Origin of the sequence: Bradyrhizobium sp. CIR48 (assembly GCF_014198315.1) — a bacterium.
Lineage (GTDB): Bacteria > Pseudomonadota > Alphaproteobacteria > Rhizobiales > Xanthobacteraceae > Bradyrhizobium.
In genome coordinates, this window is record NZ_JACIHG010000007.1 from 287212 (window position 1) to 301952 (window position 14741).

Annotated in this window: 16 protein-coding genes; 8 read left to right on the forward strand and 8 right to left on the reverse strand. The window is 63.4% G+C overall.

The features are described from left to right. Window positions 1-111: 111 nt before the first annotated feature. Window positions 112-366: a hypothetical protein gene (locus tag GGD66_RS22875; protein ID WP_183259064.1), complete on the forward strand. Its 255-nt coding sequence runs from the start codon at window positions 112-114 to the stop codon at window positions 364-366. Then, window positions 363-1334 (forward strand): toxin-antitoxin system HicB family antitoxin, encoded by a 972-nt coding sequence (locus GGD66_RS22880; protein WP_183259065.1) that lies wholly within the window; start codon window positions 363-365, stop codon window positions 1332-1334. The genes GGD66_RS22875 and GGD66_RS22880 overlap by 4 nt, the downstream gene beginning before the upstream one ends. A 298-nt stretch (window positions 1335-1632) precedes the next feature. On the opposite strand, the gene GGD66_RS22885 is transcribed toward GGD66_RS22880, so the two are convergent. The 3 genes from GGD66_RS22885 to GGD66_RS22895 all read right to left on the reverse strand — a co-directional run bounded on the left by GGD66_RS22885 (window position 1633) and on the right by GGD66_RS22895 (window position 3340). After that, window positions 1633-2598, reverse strand: coding sequence for an AraC family transcriptional regulator (locus GGD66_RS22885; protein WP_183259066.1), 966 nt, complete (start codon window positions 2596-2598; stop codon window positions 1633-1635). Between the two features lie 146 nt (window positions 2599-2744). Then, window positions 2745-3002, reverse strand: coding sequence for a hypothetical protein (locus tag GGD66_RS22890; protein ID WP_183259157.1), 258 nt, complete (start codon window positions 3000-3002; stop codon window positions 2745-2747). Window positions 3003-3049: 47 nt separating this feature from the next. Then, window positions 3050-3340, reverse strand: a complete 291-nt coding sequence (locus tag GGD66_RS22895) for a hypothetical protein (RefSeq protein WP_038950354.1) — start codon at window positions 3338-3340, stop codon at window positions 3050-3052. Between the two features lie 309 nt (window positions 3341-3649). Here GGD66_RS22895 and GGD66_RS22900 point away from each other — a divergent pair, with 309 nt between their 5' ends. Continuing rightward, on the forward strand, window positions 3650-4111 hold the full coding sequence (locus GGD66_RS22900) for a host attachment protein (RefSeq protein WP_092260144.1): 462 nt from the start codon (window positions 3650-3652) through the stop codon (window positions 4109-4111). A gap of 29 nt (window positions 4112-4140) precedes the next feature. On the opposite strand, the gene GGD66_RS22905 is transcribed toward GGD66_RS22900, so the two are convergent. After that, window positions 4141-4404, reverse strand: a complete 264-nt coding sequence (locus tag GGD66_RS22905; RefSeq protein WP_018322326.1) for a hypothetical protein — start codon at window positions 4402-4404, stop codon at window positions 4141-4143. Between the two features lie 302 nt (window positions 4405-4706). Here GGD66_RS22905 and GGD66_RS22910 point away from each other — a divergent pair, with 302 nt between their 5' ends. The 3 genes from GGD66_RS22910 to GGD66_RS22920 all read left to right on the forward strand — a co-directional run bounded on the left by GGD66_RS22910 (window position 4707) and on the right by GGD66_RS22920 (window position 6964). After that, on the forward strand, window positions 4707-5153 hold the full coding sequence (locus GGD66_RS22910; RefSeq protein ID WP_183259067.1) for a hypothetical protein: 447 nt from the start codon (window positions 4707-4709) through the stop codon (window positions 5151-5153). 97 nt (window positions 5154-5250) lie between these two features. Continuing rightward, the gene (locus GGD66_RS22915; RefSeq protein WP_183259068.1) at window positions 5251-6123 is read left to right on the forward strand and encodes a DMT family transporter; all 873 of its coding nucleotides are present in this window, start codon (window positions 5251-5253) and stop codon (window positions 6121-6123) included. Between the two features lie 97 nt (window positions 6124-6220). Further along, a complete protein-coding gene (locus tag GGD66_RS22920) occupies window positions 6221-6964 on the forward strand; it encodes a hypothetical protein (protein WP_183259069.1) in 744 nt (247 codons plus the stop codon). A 59-nt stretch (window positions 6965-7023) separates the two neighbouring features. On the opposite strand, the gene GGD66_RS22925 is transcribed toward GGD66_RS22920, so the two are convergent. Both GGD66_RS22925 and GGD66_RS22930 read right to left on the reverse strand, forming a co-directional pair. Next, window positions 7024-7341: a histone gene (locus GGD66_RS22925; RefSeq protein WP_183259070.1), complete on the reverse strand. Its 318-nt coding sequence runs from the start codon at window positions 7339-7341 to the stop codon at window positions 7024-7026. Window positions 7342-7407: 66 nt separating this feature from the next. Next, the gene (locus GGD66_RS22930) at window positions 7408-8799 is read right to left on the reverse strand and encodes a deoxyribodipyrimidine photo-lyase (protein ID WP_246788957.1); all 1392 of its coding nucleotides are present in this window, start codon (window positions 8797-8799) and stop codon (window positions 7408-7410) included. 166 nt (window positions 8800-8965) lie between these two features. Between GGD66_RS22930 and GGD66_RS22935 the strand changes: the two genes are divergently transcribed. Beyond that, on the forward strand, window positions 8966-10690 hold the full coding sequence (locus tag GGD66_RS22935; protein WP_183259071.1) for a methyl-accepting chemotaxis protein: 1725 nt from the start codon (window positions 8966-8968) through the stop codon (window positions 10688-10690). A 123-nt stretch (window positions 10691-10813) separates the two neighbouring features. On the opposite strand, the gene GGD66_RS22940 is transcribed toward GGD66_RS22935, so the two are convergent. Next, the gene (locus GGD66_RS22940) at window positions 10814-11473 is read right to left on the reverse strand and encodes a peroxiredoxin (RefSeq protein WP_018322333.1); all 660 of its coding nucleotides are present in this window, start codon (window positions 11471-11473) and stop codon (window positions 10814-10816) included. A gap of 393 nt (window positions 11474-11866) precedes the next feature. On the opposite strand from GGD66_RS22940, the gene GGD66_RS22945 reads away from it, so the two are divergent. Further along, entirely contained in the window at window positions 11867-12439 is a 573-nt protein-coding gene (locus GGD66_RS22945; protein ID WP_177237282.1) for a hypothetical protein, read from the forward strand. Window positions 12440-12478: 39 nt separating this feature from the next. On the opposite strand, the gene GGD66_RS22950 is transcribed toward GGD66_RS22945, so the two are convergent. Beyond that, entirely contained in the window at window positions 12479-14332 is a 1854-nt protein-coding gene (locus tag GGD66_RS22950) for an alkaline phosphatase family protein (RefSeq protein ID WP_183259072.1), read from the reverse strand. Between the last annotated feature and the right edge of the window lie 409 nt (window positions 14333-14741).

The window sequence follows — 14741 nt, forward strand, 5'->3', positions numbered from 1 at the left end:
CCGAGATGATCTAAGAGTTTAGAGGGCTCGGAAGGTTGAGATCGCCCAAGGGTTGATAATGGAGGCCATATGTTGTAACTGTTTTTTAGTTACATCTTGCGGGCGGGGGGCATGTCGCAGACAGACAAGCTGAAGCATTCATTCGGGGACTGCCGAGGGACGTTTCGCTATCGCGATTTTGAACGGCTGATCACCGGCATGGGCTTCGAGCAGCTCAGGGCCGGAAAGACCGGCGGGAGCAGGCGGAAGTTCATGCATCGCATAACGAAGGCGATGATCTGGCTCGACGAGCCGCACGATGGCGAGATGAGACCGACGATGGTTCGCCGTCTGCAAGAACAACTCGAGAATTTGGGTCTGATATGAGCACCGTGCGTTATCGCGACTACCAAGGGTCGGTCGATTTTGAGGACAACAAACTCCTCATCCGCGTGCTGCATATCGACGACCTGATCACGACAGAAGTCGAGAGCGCAGCCGATGTCGAGGCCGCTTTTGCCGAGTTGGTCGAGGATTATCTCGCGACTTGCGCGGAGGTGGGCAAAGAGCCGGCGAAACCATTCAAGGGGCTGTTCAATGTCCGAGTGCCCCCAGATCTGCACCGGCAGGCAGCATTCGCAGCCGCACGGGAGGACGTGACGCTCAATTCGTTCGTGACAAGTGCGCTGGAGGAAAAGCTAAGCCCGCCAGTGCCAACGCAGGAGGTCCAGCGCCCTGAGTTCGCTTTCGATGGGTTCCTGCGACTCGCGCTGGTGACTTGCCCCGTCGAGCTTCAACCGGCAACGGAAGACGCGCCTAATCTCGAACTGGACAATGAGGTCACCATCGAAATCAAGAGCTTCGCGCCGGTGGGTGATATCGATCCGGTCTATTGTGCAGGGTCGTACTACCTCGTCCCTGCGGGACGAGTGGGGCATGACGCATACGGGGTCATTCGTGAAGCAATGGTTGCCAACGAATTGGTTGCCATCGCCACCCTCGGACGGCACGCATTCGCTCTTGGACCTCGAGGAGTTGGCATGGTTGCGACGCTTTTGCGGAATATTGATCAGGTGCGCGATCCCAGCGAACTATTCGGCATGATCTCGAATACGAACATTACCGAGGAGATGCTCGGCCTCGCCAAGCACATCGTAACGAAGATGTCGGCTGGGTTTGATCCGCGCACGTTGCAAGCGGCACCCAAGCCGCGCCGCAAGGCTTCTGGAGAGCAGCCCAAGCTGGCGCTACGTCGTGGCGATAATGTCATCGACCTCATTGAGGCCCTAAAGAAGAGCAATCGTCGTGACGCAGCGTCCGAGACGGGCAACACCGCTCCACTTCGGAAAGCTTAATGGTCTGCCCTGGCTGACAGATGCCCTGGGGCAGCCGGGTATCTTACTGTGGCTAACAGACCTCCATCTCGTGCGGTCATCTCGCCACGATAGACGCATGCGATGCTGCACGAATAACGTTGCGTTTTGTGGCCTTGGAGCGTGTCTGGGCGGTGCGTAGATCAGGTATCCTTCGATAAGGCTTGTCGAAAGGCGCTCGCGAATAGGTCATACGTCAGCTTAGACCCGAAAGTCACGGACACACTATTCTCCGAACCTGCACTGGTGCGGGGAAGCCTTCCAGCGGCTTGCGCGCCCGTCAGGCTGACGGGATACGGCTGCGCCGGCCGCGGGCCAGCGTGTCAGACGGGGCCTCGTGGAACGTCGCGCGGTAAGCCGCGGCAAACTCGCCCATGTGATGGAAGCCCTGCGCGCGCGCACATATGGCAACGGTGGCGCCGCCGCCCTTGAGCAGGCGGGCGCGGGTCGCCCACAGCCGCTTGAGGCGAATGTACTGGTGCAGGCTCATGCCACGCACCTTGCTGACTGCGCCGCCGAGGGTGCGGATCGAGACGCCGAACTCGCCGGCGAGATCGGCGGTATAGATCGGTACGGTCGGATGGGCTGCGAGGTAATCGTCGATCCGCTCTACAAGCTTGATCGAACGCTCGCCCTGGACCGAGGCGCTCCGATCCGACATCGAATCGATCTGAAACAGATCGTCGAGTGCGAGCAGCAGGCCCTCCTGCAGATGGGCCGCCGCCTCGGTGGTCTCGAACAGGAGCGGCTGCATTGAGGCGGTTCGCAGGATGTCGAGCAGGAGCTGCCGCGTGTGCAGCAGGGCGGGCCGGTTCGCGACATGAGCCCGCAAATCGTCGGCCTGATCGAACCAGCCCCGGTCTCTGAGCTCGGGGGAGAAGATGATCATTGCATGATGATTGGTCTGAGGCTCGACGAAGTGGCATTCATCGTTGCCGCGGAGCGTCACGAAGAAGCGCGCGTCGAGATCCAAGCCCTTGAAGTTGACCTGGAGGTCGTCGGTCATGGACATGATCACCATTCCGCCCGGCATCCGATAGGCGGTGTCGAGGATGCGCGCGAACGATCTCATCATGATGATGCGGCACGCCGGCAGGGAGACGACGGCGCGGGCCGCGGCGAAGTTCGGAATGTCGAGCGGAATGCTTCTGGCGTCCTCCATCGTCTCGATCGGCCGAAACGCATCGACGTCGGCAAAGCCGATCAGTTGAAGGGCGGAGGACGGAGCGAGGGCGTCGAACAACATGGGTCTGGCCGGCTGCTGAAATGTGACAATCAAATGAACGTCGATACACCGCCATCAATGGCGAAACATCGCGTTTCAGTAAACCGAATTTCAGGCCGTAGTATTGCGGACGTCATGCCATGACGTCCGTCAGATCAATGCCACCATCAACGTTCCCGGCTCATCGGCTGGCCGGAGGCGAGGTCGATGAAATGCAGCCGTGTGCAGGCGGGACAGGCGAAGGATGCAAAGCTCCGTCTCTCCTGCCTCAGCTGCTTCTCAAGATCCGTCTGTACGTTCATGCCCGTCTGGGGGCATCGGAAAACGATCAAGTCCGCCATCGCCGTAGAATGACGGTGCGGGCCGATTTCATCTTTGATCTGGATCAGTTTCGGAATCGCTCCAAGCCGGCGATGACGGCGCAAGGAATGATCTCGCAAAAGCGAAGGGGCCCCGAGGGCCCCTCCAGATGTCACCAGCGGCGATAGCGTGGGCCATAATAGCGTGGACCGTAACCGTAATAGCGCGGCCCATAATACCGGGGGCCGTAATACGGCCGGGGCCCGTAATACCCATAGTAGTTCGGACGCCAAAAGCAGCGCCCCCAGGCGTCGCAGACCATGCGGACCTGCTCGATGCCGGAGGCCTGCGGCGTTGCAGGCGCGGGCGCGATGGGCATGGCAGACGCCGCCGGCGATGTCGCCAAAGCACCGAACATGGCGCCGAACAGGGCTGCGGCGACGAGGCCGATCTTGAGATTCATGATGTCTTCCTCCGCTGACGCGATCCAGGATATCGAAGTTGTTCTGATCAAATTGTGGCGGAACCGAAATGTAATGCTGATGAACAAATCTTCAGCCGGTCCGCCGCAGGCTGACCTCGACCCCGCCAGACTATCCCAGGTTCGCGCGAGTGACCAATGCTGCGGCCCGCGCTGCGATGGCCCCGCAGGACATCGATGCGGTTCTTGATCCTGCGCAATTCGCCGTCGGGGCTTCGTTCGTAGACTTGTCGCGTGGCCAGCCTTCGACGAATTCGAAGGGCGGGCTCACGGGTTGCTTGGAGCTGTGCAATGGACAAGATGAGATTAGACAAGGGCGGCTGGCTGGTCGTGTGCGATGGGCGCAAGGCGCTCATTCTGGAAAACCTCGGCGACGAGATGTTTCCGAACCTTCACACTAGGGAGGTGCACGAGCAGCCCAATCCCCTGACCAGCGCGCAAGGGAGCGACGCGCCGGGCCGCCTGCATGCCGCTGCCGGCGGCGTGCGCAGCTCGGCCGAGCAGACCGATTGGCACGATGAGGCCGAGCGCGCCTTCCTGCGCAGCCTTGCCGGCCGGCTCGATGCGGCTGTCAGCTCTGGCGAGACCACGGCCCTGACCATGGTAGCCTCACCGCGCGCGCTCGGGATGATCCGCGCCGATTATTCGGACATTATGCGCAAGGCGCTGCGGGCCGAGGTCGGCAAGGACCTCGTCAAGCTGCCGGTCTACGAGATCGAGAGGCAATTGCTGCTGTCGGGCGCCGCCAAATAGAGGCGCCCGCAGAGGCCGCGCCAGCGCCCTCAGTAGCAGGGGTGCCGGCGGCGGTCCTGGCCGACATAGGCGGCGGCACTCTGATAGCAATGGTTGGTGGATGGGCCGTCGTAAAAGGCGAAAGTGCCGGGGGTGATGCCGGGGCCGTAATTGTGCAGATAGCTGATCGGGTAGGGCAGCGGATTGGCGTAATGGCGGTAGTGCCGGTGATGACCCCGCGCCTCCGCGAGGCCAGGGGCTAGGATTGCGGCCGACAGGGCAGCAACCGCGGCTACAAGCGTCAACTTGCTCATCTCGATTCTCCGGAACCCGCGCGAAGTGGTCAGCCATCTATAGCCACTTCGGACCTCCAGGGCACCCGTCCGGCGCCTGGAAATCGGGGCCAATCCCTCAGATTCCCGGGTGGGTGTGACAGAATTGCCCGACATGCGGCCGAAGGCTGCCCATTTTTGGCCTTTTCGGGATGCTTAACGAATTCCCCACACAAGTATGACCAAAGACTATTCGGTTAAGAATCCTGTTGCCGGCCCAGGGGCTCATTTCGCGGGTCCTGCGAGGCCGGTCCATTCCTGAAGGCTTTCGCCGTCACGCCGCCATGCGCATCACGCTTCTGAGCCTGCTGTTGCTCTCCATCGCCGCCGCCGCGCCGGCGCGGGCAGAGCTGCATATCACCCGCGACCACGGCGGCTATGTCGAGGAATACAAGACCAAGTACAAGCGCGTCCGCGAGAAGGGCGAGCGCGTCATCATCGACGGCATCTGCAACTCGGCCTGCACGCTGGTGCTCGGCATCGTGCCGATGAACAAGATCTGCGTGACGCCCCGCGCCAGCCTCGGCTTTCACCAAGCCTATTACGACAAGGCCTTCACCTTCGGCATCAAGGTCACCAGCTCCGAGGGGACGTCCGACCTGATGTCCTACTACCCCGACAAGGTGAAGGACTGGATCCGCCGCAATGGCGGGCTCACCACCGACATGAAAAAGATCAAGAACGGCGTCGAGCTCTGGAAGATCATCGACCCCTGTCCGGAAGAATGGTGAGCGGCTGAGCTGAGCCGCAATCGTCCGTCGCATCGCAGCATCGTCCGCACGAAATTCGCATTGCCGCATAGCCCCCGCTGGGGCAATGAGGGCGGCAATGAATCATAATCAAGAAGCCCTGACCGCCCGCGCCGCGCCGATCCTGTTCGTGCTGCTCTGGAGCACCGGATTCATCGGCACCAAATACGTCGTCAACAATGCCGATCCCTTGACCTATCTCGCCATCCGCATGGCGATCGTGGTCGGCCTGATGGCGATCATCGTGGCGATCGCGCGGCCGAAATGGCCTGATCGCACCGGCATCGCGCATAGCGCAGTCGCCGGCATTCTTGTCCACGGCTTCTATCTCGGCGGCACCGCGATCGCGATCGCGCATTCGATCCCCGCCGGGCTCTCCGCGCTGATTCCGGGCCTGCAGCCAATCCTGACCTCGACCATCGCCAACCGCTGGCTCGGCGAGAAGGTGACGCCGGTGCAATGGGCCGGGCTCGTGCTCGGTCTCGGCGGCGTGGTGCTGATCCTGCACAACCGTCCCATGACCGGTGAAGCCGGGCTTGGCTGGCTTGCCTCGGTCGTCTCCCTGATCAGCATCACCCTCGGCACGCTCTATCAGCGCCGCTACTGCAACCAGATCGACTGGCGCGCAGGCAATCTCGTGCAATATGTGTCCGTCACCATCTTCTTCGCGATCGGGGCCTTCCTGTTCGAAGACCGCGTGGTGCACTGGACGCGGGAGTTCGTGCTCGCGCTCGGCTGGCTCGCGGTGGCGCTCTCGATCGGATCGATCGGGCTATTGTACTGGCTGATCCGCCACGCCGCGGCGACCTCGGTCGCGAGCCTGTTCTATCTGGTGCCCGCCGTGACCGCGCTGATGGCCTATCTGCTGTTCGGCGAGAAGCTCGACGCGCTGGCGATTGCCGGCATGGGGATGTGCGCGGCCGCCGTGTTCGTCGTCAACCGGCGCTTCTAGGCGGAAGTGGCGGGGCGTCGGGATACATCCCTGACGTGCGCGGCAGGTTCATGTTAGGCTGAACGCATTTCAGCTTCACATTCACACGGTGATTTTCATGAAGAAGGCGAGGCGCGCGCTGCTCGGCAGATCGTTGAAGCCGGTCCGGATTGCCTGCATCAACTACGCGGAGGAGATGATGAGCGACCGGATGATGGCCAAGCTCACAGCCGCGCTCCAGAAATGCTACGACGAGCATTTCCTCCCCGTCTGGGGCTACCCCATCGATCTCGACGTCACCCACAAGCCGAAGCCGACGGACTGGCAGCTCGTCTATTTTGACGACGCCACCCACAAGAACTTCCTCGGACGGCACGAGCTGACGCATCGGGGGCAGCCGATCTCGAAGATCTTCGTCAAGGCGCTGGGCGACGAGCCCGTCAGCCTGGCGGCATCGCACGAGCTGTTCGAGATGGTGCTGGACCCCATGGCCAATCTGTGGGCCGACCAGACCCGCCACACCCAATATGCCTATGAGGTCTGCGACGCCGTGGAGGAGGACTCTTTTCTCGTCAACGGCTTCCCGATGTCGAACTTCGTCTATCCGTCCTGGTTCGAGCCCTTCGAGCATCCCCGCGGCACAAAATTCGACCATATGGGATCGCTCAAGGCGCCATTCTCGATGACAGAGGGTGGCTACGTCATCAAGAAGGTCAATGGCAGGCGGCTGATCAAGCAGTTCGGCTCACCGGAAAAGCGGCGGCGCTTCAAGGCCGAGGACCGCCGCGGTCATCGCAGCGAATTCCGTGATCCGAAGGGAGAGCATCACCCGGGCCGGCGCGCATCCAGGCCGCGGGGGTAGGGTATCCCGGGCTTGTCTCCGGGCGCGCACGCACCCGGAGACCTGGTCGAGCGCCCCGATCAGCGCTTGGCCTTCCGAGCCTTCTTTTTCGACTTGGTGGCTTTCTTGGCCGTTGTCTTGGCGGTCTTCTTCGCGGCCTTCGTTGCAGTTTTCTTGGCCGCCTTCTTCGACGACTTCTTTGCAGCCTTCTTCGAACTCTTCTTCGAGGCTTTCTTGGCCTTCTTCTTGGAGGCCTTCTTCGGCGCTACTTTCTTCGCGACCTTCTTGGCGGCTTTCCTGACCTTCTTGACGGCGGTGACCGCCGCGTCCTTGGTCGCTTCCACGGCTGTGGTGATCGTCTCCATCGCCTGTTCGGTGATCGGCTTGTCGTCGTCCATTGCGTCCCCCGCGGTTTGATTGGAGCGATGACGATAGCGGGTTTCGAAATTGTGTCAAAGCAGCGCTCAACCTTTGCGGAGCTTTGCGTAGGCGGCGAGCGCACGCTCGCGTCCCCTGGCATGTTCGACGATCGGCTGCGGATAGGTCTTGCCGAGCGTGATGCCCGCGCTCGCAAGCTCGATCGGCGTGGCCTGCCAGGGCCGGTGGATCAGCGTGGTCGGCGTGTCCTTCAACTCCGGCACCCAGCGCCTAACGTAGGTTCCATCCGGATCGAACTTCTCGCCCTGGAGCTGCGGATTGAACACGCGGAAATAGGGCGCCGCGTCGGCGCCGCAGCCGGCGACCCATTGCCAGTTGGCGGGATTGCTGCCGGCATCCGCGTCGACCAGCGTGTCCCAGAACCAGGCTTCGCCCTCGCGCCAGTCGATCAAGAGGTGCTTGACCAGGAACGACGCCACCACCATCCGGACCCGGTTGTGCATCACCCCGGTGTGCCAGAGCTCGCGCAGACCGGCATCGACGATCGGATAGCCGGTGCGGCCGCGCCGCCAGGCCGCAAGCGCTTTCTTGTCGCTCTTCCAGGGGAAGCCGTCGAAGTTCGTCTGCAGGTTTTCGGTGGCGAGGTCGGGATGGTCGTGGAGCAGGTGACGGCAGAATTCGCGCCAGCCAAGCTCGCTCAGGAACTTTTCGATGCCGGGCCCGAGCGCCGGACCTTCATCCGCGGCGAAGCGCGCCGCGTGCCAGACCTGGCGCGGGCTGAGTTCGCCGAAGCGCAGATGCGGTGACAGGCTTGAGGTGCCGTCCCGATCCGGCCGATCGCGATCGCCGACATAGCGGCGCGCGGTGTGCTTGAGGAAGTCGCGCAGGCGTGCCCGCGCGGAGGCTTCGCCCGGGGTCCATGTCTCGCGCAGGCCGCCCGCCCAATCCGGGCTGGTCGGCTCGAGCTGCCAGCTTTCAAGGCGATCGCTGGCGACCTTTGGACCGGGGCGCAGCCGCTTCGGCGCAGGCAAGGGCTTTGGTGGATCGCCGAGCGACAGCACGCGCCGCCAGAACGGCGTGAACACGCGCAAGCCCCGGCCTTCCTTGTTGCGGATCGCCGAGGGTGGGACGAGGAGATCGCCGGGGAAGCCTTGCGAGTCGATGCCAAGCTTTGCCAGTGCGGCTTCGAGCTGCCGCTCAACCGCCTGATGCGGTGCCTGCGCAATTCCATTCCAGTAGACGGCGCGGGCACCGCTTTCGCGGGCCAATTCTGCGACGACCTTGGCCGCCGGTCCCCTGCGCAGGATCAGCGATCCGCCGCGCGTGGCAATCTCGGCGCCAAGCGCCCGCAACGACTGCGCCAGCCACCAGCGTGCTGCGCTGCCCGGCGGGCGTCCGACAGCGTCGTCGAGCACATAGAGGCAGACCACCGGCGCACCGGTTTTCACGGCAGCATGGAGGGCCGGATGGTCGGACAAACGAAGGTCATCGCGAAACCAGACGATGACAGGCGCGCTCGGCGTGGTCAGGGGTGTCCTCGTTTACGATTTGGAAACCATGCCGCGCGCGGCGGTGTGAACTGTCGTTAATGCGGCCGTAAGCCGACTGCACCATTATGCAGGAATTACGGGGGTTGTTCCATTCATGTTCAAGATTCTGAAGTTCTTGCCGCAGTTCAAGCTCGGCACGAAGGCCGTTCTGTGTGCCGTGCTGCTGATCGGCGTGAACACCGCGCTTGTGGTCGGCGCCGGCTATTGGTCGCTGACATCCGCCTTCAACGATCGCGCCTTGCGCGACATCGAGGTCAACCTGCGCACGCTGGCACTGGCCTTCACGGAGACCGTTCCGGCCGCCAAGATTACGATGAAGGATGGCACGGTGGCGCGCGCCGAGATCCCCAAAATGCCTGACTTCAAGGACCACGCCATCGTCGATCGCGCGGTGTCCTATGTCGGCGGCAATGCGACCCTGTTCGTGTTCGACGATGCGAGCGGGCAGTTCGTGCGACGTTCCACCAACGTGAAAAAGGAAAACGGCGACCGCGCCGTCGGCACCCAGCTTGCCGCCGATCATCCGGGGCAGGCGCCGCTTCGCCGTGGCGAGGCCTATAAGGGGCCGGCCACGCTGTTCGGCAAATCGTTCATGACCGCCTATTTCCCGATCGCGGACGCGGCCGGCAAGGTCGTCGGCATTCTCTACGTCGGCATCCCCATGATCCAGTACGAGAGCATGCTGGCCCAGGCGATCGAGAGCATGGCAGCGGCCGCGGGCCTCGCCGCGCTTCTGGTGCTGGTCCTGACCCTGCTGGTCGTCCGCCGCATCACCCGGCCGCTCACCTCGGTCACGCACTCGCTCACCGCGCTTGCCAACGGCCAGAGCGACGTTGCGATCGAATGCGAGGATCGCGCCGACGAGATCGGCGAGATCGCCCGCACCGTCGCGGTATTCAAGAGCAATTCGCTGGAGCGGGCGCGGATGCGCAGCGAGCAGGCGGCCGCCACGGCTGCGGCGGCCGAGCAGCGCAAATCAGACCTGCGCAGCTTCGTCGAGGAGTTCCGCGGCAGCGTCGGCGGCATCCTCGACAAGGTGCTGGCCTCGTCAGGCGAGTTCGAGCGCGCCGCGCGGCAGCTGACCGATGTCGCGCGCTCCACGGCCGACCTGTCGGCGCAGTCGGCAGGCGCGTCCGAAAACGCCTCCGAGCACGTGCGTTCGGCGGCGTCGGCCTCGGACGAGCTGTCTCAATCGATCTCCGAGATCACCCGCCGCGTGCAGGAGTCCAACCAGATTTCCGCCGAGGCGGTGCAGCAGGCCGAGGCGACCGATCAGCGCATCGCGCAGCTCTCCGAGGCGGGCGCGCGCATCGGCGACGTCGTCAAGCTGATCACCTCGATCGCCGAGCAGACCAATTTGTTGGCGCTGAACGCCACCATCGAGGCCGCGCGGGCGGGCGATGCGGGTCGCGGCTTCGCGGTGGTGGCCCAGGAGGTCAAGACGCTGGCCGGCCAGACCGCCAAGGCGACCGACGAAATCTCGAACCAAATCGCCAGCATGCAGCTCGCGACCGAGGAATCGGTGGCCGCCATCAAGGCAATCGGCCAGACCATCGAGCGCATCAGCGGCATCGCCGGCTCGATCTCGGCGGCGGTCGAGCAGCAGAAAAGCGCGACCCACAACATCGTGGCAAGCGTTCGCGCCGCGGTCTCGGGCACGGCCGATGTCGCCGTCAATGTCCGCCACGCCGCCAAGGGCGCCAGCGAGACCGGCGAGACCTCGAGCCGGATGTTCGCCTCGGCCCAGGCGCTGTCGGGCGAGAGCCTGCATCTGAAGGCCGAGGTCGACGGTTTTCTGGACCGCGTGCGGGCGGCCTGACGCTGGCTGCACCGTCATCCCGGGATGGTCCGAAGGACCAGACCCGGGATCTCGAGATTCTCAGGTGTGCAAGGGCGCACCATAGTTCGGTGCTTCGCACCGCCCCGGAATGACAGTTCGTTGTTACTTCGGCTGCGGCACGATGCGGATGTAGGGCTTCGGCTCTTTCCAGCCCTGCGGGTAGATCGTCTTGGCCTCGTCGTTGGAGACCGAGCCCGCGATGATCACGTCCTCGCCCTGGTTCCAGTCGGCCGGCGTCGCGACGCGATGCTTGGCGGTGAGCTGCAGCGAGTCGATCACGCGCAGGATCTCCTGGAAGTTCCGGCCCGTCGTCATCGGATAGACCAGCACGAGCTTGATCTTCTTGTCCGGCCCGATGATGAAGACGTTGCGGACGGTCTGGTTGTCGGCGGCGGTGCGGGTGAGGGGATCGCCCGAGATCGCGGCCGGCAGCATGCCGTAGAGCTTCGAGACATTGTAATCGGTGTCGCCGATCATCGGATAGTTCGGGGCCGCGCCTTGCGTCTCCTTGATGTCTTCCGACCATTTGGCATGGCGGTCGACCGGATCGACCGAGAGGCCCATCAGCTTGACGCCGCGCTTGTCGAATTCCGGCTTCAGCTTGGCGAGCGCGCCGAGCTCGGTCGTGCAAACCGGCGTGAAGTCCTTGGGGTGCGAGAACAAGAGCGCCCAGTTGTTGCCGATCCAGTCGTGGAACTTGATCTTCCCTTCGGTGGTCTCGGCTTCGAAGTCGGGTGCGGTGGTGCCGATCGGGAGTGTCATGGTTCTACCTCATCACATTGAATATACTGGAGAATTTGTCTGTGGCCGTCCCCCTCATTATAGGGGTCTTACAACGCCAAGTGAACGCCAACTGAACCGGTTAAAGTAAAATGTGAATTCCTTCCTTGAAGGACCGATTTTCTAGCAACTTATTGTTACACCCGCACCTGCGGCGAAACAGCTCCACCCGGGGTCACACGGTCTCGCTCGCCCCGATAATGCCTTTTATGACTTCCATCACGCCCGCCCGGCGCGTCTAGAACCAAAACGGTCCTGACAGCGACCAATTGGCAACCATCTAGAAAAGTCGCGATCCCCGTATCGAATCGTTTAACCACCCCTTTACGCCGGCATGAAAATGCTGGCCGATCAGAAGAAATCTGGAAGTGAACTATGTCTGCCGCTGCGCCTAACTCTGCTGAGTCGCCGTCCCTTGAACCGTCCTGCCGCGATACCGCGGCCCATGCACTCTCCATCGTGCGCGACGGCGTGATCACGGGCGAAGGCCCGACCACCAAGGGCCGGGTCCATTTCTCCCGCTCGCTCGATGCCGATGACACCGCCTGGTGCACGCGCATCCTCACCGCCACCGCCGTCAACGACCAGCCGGTCAGCCGCGCTGAGGCCGAGGTCCTGTTCGAGATCAACGAGGCCGCGACTGAACGCACCGATGGCGGCCGCTTCGATGATCTGCTCGCCAAGGCGGTTGCACACTATGCTGCAAGCGCCTCGGGCCTGAAAGTGCCGCCGCGCAGCGTCGCGCTGTCGGCCGATGCCGAGATCGAGAGCTGGGCCCCGTCCTATGCCTCCAAGGTCAACAGCGAGATGCTGGAGTGGATCGCCGGCCAGATGCGCGGCAAGCGCCACAACAACCGCCGCCTGATGGCGATGGTGGCGACGTTCCTCGGCGCCACCGCGCTGCCCCTGGCGGGCCAATTGCCGAACGTGTTCGACATCGGCATGTAAGATTTCGCGCCTCTGACGAGGAGCATTTGAACGGCGGGGTTATTTCCCCGCCGTTTTTTGTTTGCCGCCGTCCGGCTCGAGGCCGAGCGTGCGGCCCGGGAAGCCGGCGGCGTCGAAATAGCGCTGGCTGCCGACGCGCTGGAAGTTCAGCACGGTGGTCAGGCCGCCCTCCGCGGGCTTGGACTTCATCGTGCCGGCAAAAGCCTTCGGCACGGTGCCGTTGGGCATGGCTTCCGACATCACGCGGCCGGCCAGCTCTCCTTTCTGTGTCGCGCTTAGGCCCATCAGCCGGGCGGCCGTCATGCCGACGTCGGCATTGCTGACCGGCAGCTCGTCGACGAAGCCGGCTTTGAAGTCCGGGCCGATCGCCGCCATGAAGTTCATGGTGTCGCCGCGGCTGAAGCTGCCATGCATCCCCTGGCCCTGGCGCAGCACGGTGTCGGCGACCTGCACCGAGCAGTTGGTCGGCGCCTCGCCGCAATCGCTGGCATAGGAGCGGAAGTTGACGACGATCGAAGGCGTCGGCGTCGCTGCCTTGCCGCGCAGATTGATGCTCGACAGTGGCAGGGTGCCGGGGAAGCGGCCGAGCGAGTCCTCGACGAACAGGCCGGACACGTAGTCCTGCGCGAGCAGCGCCTTGATGGCCTTGGCCGCCAGCTTCTTGTCCTTGTTCGGGAGATAGACGAGGTCCGAGCCGCCATTGGTGGCGACGACGAGGTCGGGCTTTTCCGGATCCTTGCCGAGCACGCCGTTGCCGGCCTTGGGATGCTTGTTGCCCTCGATCCTCGCGTTCTTGTCGTTGGGATCGAACAGCGGCAGGTCGAGCGCCTTGGCGAGGTCGAGCGCCAGGAAGCCCATCGGCAGGAGGTCCTTCGGCGTGTCGTCATAGCTGACCTTGGCCGAGGGGCTGGTCTTGCTTTCCTTGGAGATGGTCGAGAAGCCGTGGTCGGCGGAGACGATGATGTTGGTCGAGGCCGCAAGCCCGAGCTCGTCCAGCTCCTTGCGGAGCTGGGCGAGGTTGGTGTCGGCGTTCTTGATGCCGGCCATCGAGGTCGGACCGTTGATGCCGGGCATGATCTGGTTGAGGCTGTCGCCGGTGTTGTGCTGGCTGCCATCGGGGTCGCGCGACCAGAACACCAGCACGAACGGCTTGTTGCGCGCCTTGAACATCGGCAGCACCACCTTGGTGGCGACGTCGGCGAAATAGGCCTGCTGCGCGACGTTGGCGACGGTCGTGCCGGGCGTCTTGGCATCGCCCGCCTTGGAATTGTCACCGCGCGGCGGCGTGGTGGTGGGCAGGCCGGCCTTGGTCAGGGCGTCCTTCACCTCGTCCGACAGCGCGACCCCGTTCTTGCCGCCGGTGGCGTCGTCGAACACGACTGAATGCAGGCCGGCCTTCTCGGGCTTGTCGGTGTGGTCGAACTGATAGGTCGGGCCGACCTTGCCGATCGCGGCGGTGCTGAGGCCCTTGTCGCGGGCGAGCTTCAGGATGGTCTCCTCGTTGAGGTAGTCGCCCTTAAAATGCTCGTCGATGTCACCGAGCACGGCGTCGTTCTCGATGAAGGGGACCACGGTGTCGCCGGCCGGGACGGACGTGTAGTTGGTCCAGATCGTATTGGAAAACACCCCGGTATCGCCGAGATAGTGACCGGTCGACATCGCCGAGCCGTTGGCCATGGTGAAGGTCGGGAATAGCGAGTGCGGATTCTTGAAATTGACGCCCTTGTCGCGGATTTCGGCCATGGCGGGCGCCGTGTCGGGATTGACCTTCAGCGCGCGCAGACCGTCCGGGATGAACAGGATCAAATTGCGGGGCGTGTTGTTCTGGGCAGACGCAAATCCGGTGGATAGCACTGTCAGTCCGGCGGACAGCAACACCAGTGAACGGCGCATCGAAATCTCCCTGCGAGGCGGCTCGGCCGCAACCCGCGGCCCCCGGTTCGTTTAGTTTCGCTGCGTGACGGTTTTGTTACAAGGCCCGTCGCCGATGCAAGAGGGGTTGGGGGAGGGACTTGTCAGTCTCGTGTCCCGGACGCGCTGCAGCGTTCTTACGCTGCTGCGCAGAGCCGGGACCCAGAGGGCCGCGCGGTTCGCAGCCACATGGGCCCCGGCTCTGCAGCGCACCGCCGAAGTGGCGCTGCGCAGCGTCCGGGGCACGAGAGCGGAGTTTGGCGCAGAGCTGCATCAACATCGTCATTGCGAGCGGCTTGTCCGCCGGAGCGCGAAGTCAAGCCATCCACAATCTCTCCCCACTGACAGTATCCATCCCGTCATCCTGAGGTGCGAGGCGTGCGATGCGAGC

Excerpts from the sequence above, each read along its gene's own strand:
- GGD66_RS22875 (WP_183259064.1), top strand. The coding sequence starts at position 112 with ATGTCGCAGACAGACAAGCTGAAGCATTCATTCGGGGACTGCCGAGGG.
- GGD66_RS22880 (WP_183259065.1), top strand. The coding sequence starts at position 363 with ATGAGCACCGTGCGTTATCGCGACTACCAAGGGTCGGTCGATTTTGAG.
- GGD66_RS22885 (WP_183259066.1), bottom strand. The coding sequence starts at position 2,598 with ATGTTGTTCGACGCCCTCGCTCCGTCCTCCGCCCTTCAACTGATCGGC.
- GGD66_RS22895 (WP_038950354.1), bottom strand. The coding sequence starts at position 3,340 with ATGAATCTCAAGATCGGCCTCGTCGCCGCAGCCCTGTTCGGCGCCATG.
- GGD66_RS22900 (WP_092260144.1), top strand. The coding sequence starts at position 3,650 with ATGGACAAGATGAGATTAGACAAGGGCGGCTGGCTGGTCGTGTGCGAT.
- GGD66_RS22905 (WP_018322326.1), bottom strand. The coding sequence starts at position 4,404 with ATGAGCAAGTTGACGCTTGTAGCCGCGGTTGCTGCCCTGTCGGCCGCA.
- GGD66_RS22910 (WP_183259067.1), top strand. The coding sequence starts at position 4,707 with ATGCGCATCACGCTTCTGAGCCTGCTGTTGCTCTCCATCGCCGCCGCC.
- GGD66_RS22915 (WP_183259068.1), top strand. The coding sequence starts at position 5,251 with ATGAATCATAATCAAGAAGCCCTGACCGCCCGCGCCGCGCCGATCCTG.
- GGD66_RS22920 (WP_183259069.1), top strand. The coding sequence starts at position 6,221 with ATGAAGAAGGCGAGGCGCGCGCTGCTCGGCAGATCGTTGAAGCCGGTC.
- GGD66_RS22925 (WP_183259070.1), bottom strand. The coding sequence starts at position 7,341 with ATGGACGACGACAAGCCGATCACCGAACAGGCGATGGAGACGATCACC.
- GGD66_RS22935 (WP_183259071.1), top strand. The coding sequence starts at position 8,966 with ATGTTCAAGATTCTGAAGTTCTTGCCGCAGTTCAAGCTCGGCACGAAG.
- GGD66_RS22940 (WP_018322333.1), bottom strand. The coding sequence starts at position 11,473 with ATGACACTCCCGATCGGCACCACCGCACCCGACTTCGAAGCCGAGACC.
- GGD66_RS22945 (WP_177237282.1), top strand. The coding sequence starts at position 11,867 with ATGTCTGCCGCTGCGCCTAACTCTGCTGAGTCGCCGTCCCTTGAACCG.
- GGD66_RS22950 (WP_183259072.1), bottom strand. The coding sequence starts at position 14,332 with ATGCGCCGTTCACTGGTGTTGCTGTCCGCCGGACTGACAGTGCTATCC.